Source organism: Desulfobacterium sp. N47, from assembly GCF_051233685.1.
Classification (GTDB): Bacteria; Desulfobacterota; Desulfobacteria; order Desulfobacterales; family RPRI01; genus RPRI01.
This window is the reverse complement of the sequence record NZ_JBAMMY010000168.1, coordinates 1-7254: the sequence shown is the minus strand read 5'-3', so window position 1 is coordinate 7254 and position 7254 is coordinate 1. Positions and strand designations below refer to the sequence as shown.

At 37.3% G+C, this 7254-nt stretch carries 7 protein-coding genes and 4 tRNA genes; 4 read left to right on the top strand and 7 right to left on the bottom strand.

All coding sequences use genetic code 11. The features are described from left to right. The 5 genes from VXK47_RS10865 to VXK47_RS10845 form a co-directional block, all read right to left on the bottom strand. Positions 1 to 121: GTP-binding protein (locus tag VXK47_RS10865; RefSeq protein ID WP_435548120.1), on the bottom strand; the 121-nt coding region annotated here is incomplete at its 3' end. Positions 122 to 245: 124 nt separating this feature from the next. Beyond that, a tRNA-Thr gene (locus VXK47_RS10860) sits at positions 246 to 322 on the bottom strand. Positions 323 to 377: 55 nt separating this feature from the next. Beyond that, positions 378 to 453, bottom strand: a tRNA-Gly gene (locus VXK47_RS10855). Between the two features lie 148 nt (positions 454 to 601). Continuing rightward, positions 602 to 686 (bottom strand) — tRNA-Tyr (locus VXK47_RS10850). A gap of 11 nt (positions 687 to 697) precedes the next feature. Next, positions 698 to 773: transfer RNA gene (locus VXK47_RS10845), tRNA-Thr, on the bottom strand. Positions 774 to 1600: 827 nt separating this feature from the next. On the opposite strand from VXK47_RS10845, the gene VXK47_RS10840 reads away from it, so the two are divergent. Together VXK47_RS10840 and VXK47_RS10835 are read left to right on the top strand one after the other, a co-directional pair. After that, on the top strand, positions 1601 to 3547 hold the full coding sequence (locus tag VXK47_RS10840; protein WP_435548803.1) for a LysM peptidoglycan-binding domain-containing protein: 1947 nt from the start codon (positions 1601 to 1603) through the stop codon (positions 3545 to 3547). Between the two features lie 568 nt (positions 3548 to 4115). Then, a complete protein-coding gene (locus tag VXK47_RS10835) occupies positions 4116 to 4289 on the top strand; it encodes a diguanylate cyclase domain-containing protein (protein ID WP_435548802.1) in 174 nt (57 codons plus the stop codon). Positions 4290 to 4341: 52 nt separating this feature from the next. Here VXK47_RS10835 and VXK47_RS10830 read toward each other — a convergent pair whose 3' ends face one another. Further along, complete coding sequence (locus tag VXK47_RS10830) at positions 4342 to 4653, bottom strand: ferritin family protein (protein ID WP_435548801.1); 312 nt, start codon at positions 4651 to 4653, stop codon at positions 4342 to 4344. 303 nt (positions 4654 to 4956) lie between these two features. Here VXK47_RS10830 and VXK47_RS10825 point away from each other — a divergent pair, with 303 nt between their 5' ends. Both VXK47_RS10825 and VXK47_RS10820 read left to right on the top strand, forming a co-directional pair. After that, a complete protein-coding gene (locus tag VXK47_RS10825) occupies positions 4957 to 5247 on the top strand; it encodes a superoxide dismutase [Ni] (RefSeq protein WP_435548804.1) in 291 nt (96 codons plus the stop codon). A gap of 117 nt (positions 5248 to 5364) precedes the next feature. After that, complete coding sequence (locus VXK47_RS10820) at positions 5365 to 6345, top strand: sigma-70 family RNA polymerase sigma factor (RefSeq protein ID WP_435548800.1); 981 nt, start codon at positions 5365 to 5367, stop codon at positions 6343 to 6345. A gap of 186 nt (positions 6346 to 6531) precedes the next feature. On the opposite strand, the gene VXK47_RS10815 is transcribed toward VXK47_RS10820, so the two are convergent. Next, a complete protein-coding gene (locus VXK47_RS10815) occupies positions 6532 to 6843 on the bottom strand; it encodes a hypothetical protein (RefSeq protein WP_435548799.1) in 312 nt (103 codons plus the stop codon). Between the last annotated feature and the right edge of the window lie 411 nt (positions 6844 to 7254).

The window sequence follows — 7254 nt, the reverse complement described above, 5'->3', positions numbered from 1 at the left end:
AACCCCTCAAACCGCAATGCTTTGTTATTGCCGCCGTAAGTGTTGTCTTGCCGTGATCTATATGCCCTATAGTCCCAACATTAACATGCGGCTTCTTCCTCTCAAATTTCTTCTTAGCCATATTCAATACCCTCCCAATATTTTGGTATTCAAATTTTTATATTCAATAGGTTAAAGCAACAGATGTCAACACCTATTCAGCAATAATTATTATCAATTTCCTATTAAGCGAAAAATTCTGATTATGGAGCCCACGACCGGAATCGAACCGGTGAACCCCTTCCTTACCAAGGAAGTGCTCTACCTACTGAGCTACGTGGGCATTTCAACTGCGTTATACTGATAGCTCTTGATACAGATCCAATAAATCCTAAATTTGGAGCGGGAGACGAGACTCGAACTCGCGACATCCAGCTTGGAAGGCTGAAGCTCTACCAACTGAGCTACTCCCGCTAAAACCTGCATTCCATCCCGGCAAAACATAAAAACATTAATTGTCTTCACCGGATTTTAGAGCAACAATCCAGAAGAAAGCCATGTAGTTCAAATACGATCCTCAAAATAGCTGCAGAATCTCCTACATCCGACTCGCTTTCAAGGTTGGTGGTGGGGGGAGGATTTGAACCTCCGAAGGCTTCGCCGACAGATTTACAGTCTGTTCCCTTTGGCCACTCGGGAACCCCACCATTATGACATCTGGAGCCAGAGACAGGAATTGAACCCGCGACATCCTCATTACAAGTGAGGCGCTCTACCTACTGAGCTACTCTGGCTCGTCTATCCATTGTAATACTACCTACAAATATAGATTTATATCAGCCCCGAAAAGCAAAACTCTATGTTCTTCAAAGTGCATTACAATCAAAAAATCTTTATAAATTTAGAACAATAACACTATAGAATCATAAGAACTTTGTATTTAATATTTTATATAGCTGTCTTCTAAAAAGCTTTATTTTTTGCGATGCAATAGATTATACGTATTGACCATCCAAATTATTTGAAGTCTCTCTACTATTCTTTTATTTATGAAATATCAACAGTTTTTTTCAAAAAAGATCATTTTTGCAAATAATTATGCTATATAGTTTATATCTTGCTTTATTAATTAGTAATAAATATATTTCATCAGAAATATATTTTGCCGGATATTAAATAATTTTGGGATTATCCTTGACATTTTATTGCTTATTTGTTTTTTTAACCCATTAAACAGCAGGTTGCCATTTTGAATGAATATACGGATTCAGATAGCATTTAACCAAAATAAATATAAAAATACCTGCAACGTTTTATAAAAGAAATTGGGCAATAATATCAATTCCGCCATTAGATTAGTAATAATGATATCGATTCCAGCTAAAAACATATTTTGCCTTAATTGTATTTATAATTTGATGCCGTTTAATAATGCCCACTTTTAAAATGAAATAAAAAAAGGCATTTGAAACTAACTTTTTAAATGTTTCATGCGAAATATGAGTCCGGATCCAGTGAAGACTTATTCTTTATCCCTGACCCCGATAAAGGGGTTTTGATCAAAGACTTCGGATTATCTTCTGGCAGAAACACAGCAAACTCTTAATTTAGGATAAATAATTTGAAAAATATAACTGTTTCATTATTTACGATTTTATTGGTATTTTTGATATCCGGTTGTGCTCATAACGGCAATATTCAAGTATCTCAAGACAATAATTTAAATACATCAAAAAAAGCCGGCGCCAATATTACCGCTTCTGTTGATTCAATTAACAATTCCGGACGTTCAGATGATCAAATTTCTGAAGAAATAAGCAAAATCGAACCGAAAACAGTTATTGTACCCAAAAAAGAAAAAATTTCAAAATCATGCCTTTCTCCACTTGCTGATGACATAATGACGATACCTCCGGATCCTGAAAATGAAGATATTGAAAATACTACGGCTTCTTCATCAAAAAAAGGGAACCGTAAGAAAAATGCTGGAACTTTAATGATGGACGAAGCTCTTGATTATTGTCAGATGTCTCAGGAATTATGGCAAAATGGTGAACTGGATAATGCACTTGAAGCGTTGGATCATGCTTATTCCTTGATTCTGTCTGTTGATATTGATGAAAATGATACAAATCTGGCTCAGCAAAAAGAAGATATCAGATTTACAATTTCGAAAAGAATACTTGAAATTTATGCCTCAAGAAACTTTGCAGTTACCGGAAACCACAATGCGATTCCTATGGTAATTAACAAACATGTTCAGGCCGAAATGGATCTTTTTACTACCGGTGCGGAAAGTAATTTTTTCAGAGAATCATTAAAACGTTCCGGAAGATTTCGTGCAAATATAGCCGAGGAACTTAAAAAAGCCGGTATCCCAACCGAACTGTCATGGTTGCCTTTAATTGAAAGCGGATTCAAGGTGACTGCTCTTTCTCCTGCCAGAGCCCTTGGCCTTTGGCAATTTATTCCGTCAACAGGATATAAATTCGGTTTAAAAAGGGATATGTTTGTTGATGAAAGACTTGATCCTCAAAAATCGACCAAAGCGGCAATAGCTTACCTTAAAGAATTGCATGGAATGTTTGGTGACTGGACAACAGTGCTTGCAGCATACAACTGCGGAGAAGGACGTGTTTTAAGGTTAATCAGAGATCAAAATGTAAACTATCTTGATAATTTCTGGGATCTGTACGAAAAGCTGCCCAGAGAAACGGCAAGATATGTCCCAAGATTTTTAGCAACTCTGCAGATCATAGCTAACCCAGCCAAATATGGCATTGACATGAACGATATTGAATGTCCATTTGATTATGAAACCATTGAAATAACAAAGCAAGTCAATATCAAAGATATTGCCAGAGAAATTGACGTTGATGAAATGCTTTTAAGACATCTTAATCCTGAGCTTAGGTATTGTATTCTGCCTCCCAATAAATATATTTTCAGAATACCGCCCGATAAAGGTAAAGATTTACTTTCAAAAATAGACGAAATCCCACTCTCTTCAATTATACCCACTCCTGCAAAACATGCGGATTCAATTGCTTACTATAAAGTGAAAAGAGGAGATACGCTTTCGGCGATTGCAAGACGTTATGGAATCAGCACCAAAAAATTAATGCGTGACAACAAAATGCGAAAACCGATTCTAATCACAGGCACTACGCTTAAGATTCCTTATCGCGGGACAGTAGCAAAAGCTGAACTGTCAAAAACAACTCAACGAGCCAGCAGCAGCAAGACTAAGCAAACCATAAACCATCTTGTAAAAAGTGGTGAATCCATCGGGATAATAGCTAAACGCTACAATACGACAATTAAAAACATACAGGAGATTAACAACTTAAATTCGCTTAATCTTCTGATAGGTCAAACCTTAATTGTTCCAGCACCCGATAACGATAACCAAAACAATAATATTTTAAAAAAATACCGGGTTAAAACCGGAGATAATCTCTATAAAATCGCACAAAAATATAATATGTCCCTTAAAAGACTTCTGGATATTAACAAGCTGCGGGCAAAAAGCGCAATACATATTGGACAATATATTTATGTCGAATAATATTAGCTGACTCATCCGGAACCAACCGACAGGCCGAGGCAGCGGCCGATAAAATCGGAAGAGCCGCCGCTGACAGCTATCACAGGCTGCAGTATGAAATCAGCAAATCAGCCAAATATCCCAGGGGAAGACCTGCCAAAAGAGCTCCCCGGAATTGTTGAATCAGGCCAAAATCGGATTGTTCAACCGGAAGATTGGCCAACTCGATGGAGCACTTCCATCGTCACCGATACCGTACCCCATTTCTTGCGGCCAACCTCACGTCAATAAAAAATTGTAGTCTTTTTAATTGAACCGGATGAGAGTTCCGGCATCATCCACTCAATAATTATTGCAAAAAGGATTGATAGTGAACATGGTGAATTCAAAGGAAGAAGGCATATTTATTCATACCGGTCATTCCGATAGGGGAGATAAATTGTGGTGGTTCATACCTTTTCGAAAGGGTATCGAAACCACAAGGGTTTTGGCTGGATCTTAGTTCTTGAAGCGGATTTGGCAAAAGCATTTGCTCCCGTGGCCAACTTAAAGAAGCAGTTCATGCTCATAGCACTGGGCATCTCCTCTATTGCCGCGTCAATCCCTGGGGACCATCACAATTTCACTGGGAATTTCAGTTTTCCCTGAACACGGTTTAACCAAAGATGTTGTCATGAAAGCAGCCGGCAATGCCCTATATTCTGTCAAAAAGTCAGGCCGTGATCGTGTTGTTGTCGCTGAAGTGCGAAACGTTGCAGAATAACAGACTAATGTCGAAAACAACCACGAGATATAATCAAAAGTCGTGTTTTAATTTACTTCCTTTCTTGTGTTTTTTTCATTATCTCATTAACTTCTTCAGCTCCCTCATCGTAAAACTTCTCCTCTTCAGGCGACAGATATTTCAGAAGTTCCAGAAATTCACCGGCATGAATTCGTTCCTCGTCTGCGATATCCTTCAGTACACTGATTGAGAGATCATCTTCAATTGATTCAGCAAGCTGCATATACAGCTGGATAGCTTCATACTCAGCGGAAATTGCAAACCGTATAGCGCGAACTAACTCCTCAGTGGTGAGTTTGCATTTATTGGTCAAACCGGCAAATGGTGATGAAAATTCAGGCATTTTCTATTCTCCTTGAATTTATCAGGATAACTAAATCTCCCGAAGTTGATTCTTATTTGTTATTTTGAAGTATTTTAAAACTAACGTAAAACCGTATTGAAGGGAATAAGGTCAATCTTGTATTCTGATAAAAAAATGCAGGTATGATTTATCAAACATTTATGTAGATTCAATTTCGATAGGAATCATAAAAGTTACAGCGTCAAAATTGTTTGGCACAAGTAAATACATGTTATTCGCAGACAAGATGGGGTGATGAACCCATAGATTTTGAGTTATTATCCGGCTATAAATCAATAAGTAATTTTAAATAACCGGAAGGAACAGCCGATAAATTATAACCAGCTTGTTAGATGGATTATGAACAAAGATAAACATGCTGATATGCTTCAGGAGATTGTAACACAATATTTCATGACACAGCGAATCAACCCCAATGATAAGAATTATAATGAAAAAGTGATACTACTTCATAAAATGCTGATTTATGCCATGAAATGCAAACAGACCGCAGATCTGTCGCACGTTAAGACCCTTCGGAGTTTGTTAAACAGTTTTATCGAGTTATATTTTGAACATTCCCACAAAGATTGATGGGATTGGGGGAAGTCCGTCTTTTCACTCTCAGCAGATAAGGATCTGCATGAGGGCTCTCTTTCGCCAACATGGTTGATCTTAAAATTTATTATTATTCTATAAGGACGTATTGGTATGATAACTTCTAATGGATCGATAGCCTATTTAAAGGAAGATGTTGAGGATATTGCAATCAACGAAACTTCAGGCTCTTCAGATATATTGTTTTGTATAGTCAGTAAAAGATATTCACCGGATTCATCAAACCTTTTTCAATCATATCTGCGGGAAATATCACAGTATAGACTTTTATCCAGAGAAGAAGAAATAGAATTAGCCATAAACGTAAAAGATAAAGATGACAAGGAATCCGCATCAAAGTTGATTACTTCCAATCTGCGGCTGGTTGTAAAGATCGCCTTTAATTTTCAGCACTATTTGGCAAACAACGTGCCTGATCTTATCCAGGAAGGGAATATCGGTCTGATACATGCTGTAAAGAAATATGATCCATATAAAGGTGTAAAGTTTTCCTACTATGCTGCATTCTGGATTCGGGCTTATATCTTCAAATTTATAATGAATAACTGGGATATGTTAAAAATAGGTACGACTCAGAAGCAACGAAAGTTGTTCTTCAACCTGAATAAAGAAAGACGTCAGATTACTGCTGAGGGGCTGAACCCGGAGCCGAAACTCCTTGCTGAACGACTCGGTGTGCAGGAAAATGATATCGTTCAGATGATTCCTCGCCTTGACTATTCTCCACTATCTCTTAATCAGCCATTATCGGAAGATTCAAAAGAATGTTTAGAAGAAAGGGTGCAGGATAAGAATGCAAGTACGATAGATCAACTGTCAGTTCTTGAGAGCAAGACAAACCTTGAAAGGGAACTGAAAAAGTTTCGTAAACTGCTTAAAGGTATAAAGGCTGATATTTTTGATATGCGTATCATGGCTGAAAATCCTGTTTCACTTCAGAGTATTGGGGATAGATATCAAATATCAAGGGAGAGAGTTCGTCAAATACAAGAAATGATAATCAATAAAATAGGAAAATGGCTAAAGAAACAGATACCAAATTTTGAACAAGACTATTCCAATATTGAAACCTGATATCCTGAAATAAAATAGACGGTCATTTAACTTTCGAGCAAATAAACGGCTTGCCCGGCTGGTGTCTTAATTTTTTATTCTTTCAAAAAATTTAACCATGTCGTTCAAATAGGGGCGTAAATTTATACAAACAATTGTCACGCCCCCTTGAAAATATTCGGCTCACAATTATTGTGACATCAAATTTCAGCCCGCAATGGAAACAGGACTTGCTTTACCAATATATTCCATTGTTTGCTCATACTTGGATCGCATGTCTATTGTTCCTTTATCCATGTCTTTTTTATATGGGCTCCATTCAGACGGACATTCGGTTTTAAGCCTGTTTATTTTTTCTTCCATATCGGCAACAATTATTTTCAAGTCATTAATATTTTCAAATACTTTGCCCTTCTCTGCGGTGCCCAGCCTGTCAGCTTTACGAATTGCATCGAAAATTTTTGCTTTCCATCCTACAAGCTCAATTTCCATACTCGAACAATAATCTTTAACGTCCATTTCATTCTCCTTTCATAGTTGAGTTTATCAGTTAATAAGCGGGAATATACCAATATTGTTAATTACTATGTCATCTCCTTTTTCTGATCAGACATCATATGGAATGGCCCTCTTCATCAAGAATAAGTTCATTATTCATAACATCTTTCTTCTCGTTTCCACTGACATATGCCATATCATTCACAGTCATAATGTTGCATGGCAAAACTCTGTTTCGAATCTTTCCAACTTGCCAATTGGCTTCTGTCTTCTTCTGAAACTATGCCATACATGAGGAGATTTAATAAGTCGGTCAAGATTTGCCGCAAGGCGACCACCGTGTCGATTTAAGTGTTAACGTCGGCGAAATATCCTTTCAACGCATTGCATATCAAAGATGTTTTGGAGGGGATAGCGGTAAAAGACAGCAAA

What these genes read in the sequence shown, in the direction of transcription:
- VXK47_RS10815 (WP_435548799.1), bottom strand. Translation starts at nt 6,843, where the DNA reads ATGGACGTTAAAGATTATTGTTCGAGTATGGAAATTGAGCTTGTAGGA.
- VXK47_RS10830 (WP_435548801.1), bottom strand. Translation starts at nt 4,653, where the DNA reads ATGCCTGAATTTTCATCACCATTTGCCGGTTTGACCAATAAATGCAAA.
- VXK47_RS10820 (WP_435548800.1), top strand. Translation starts at nt 5,365, where the DNA reads ATGATAACTTCTAATGGATCGATAGCCTATTTAAAGGAAGATGTTGAG.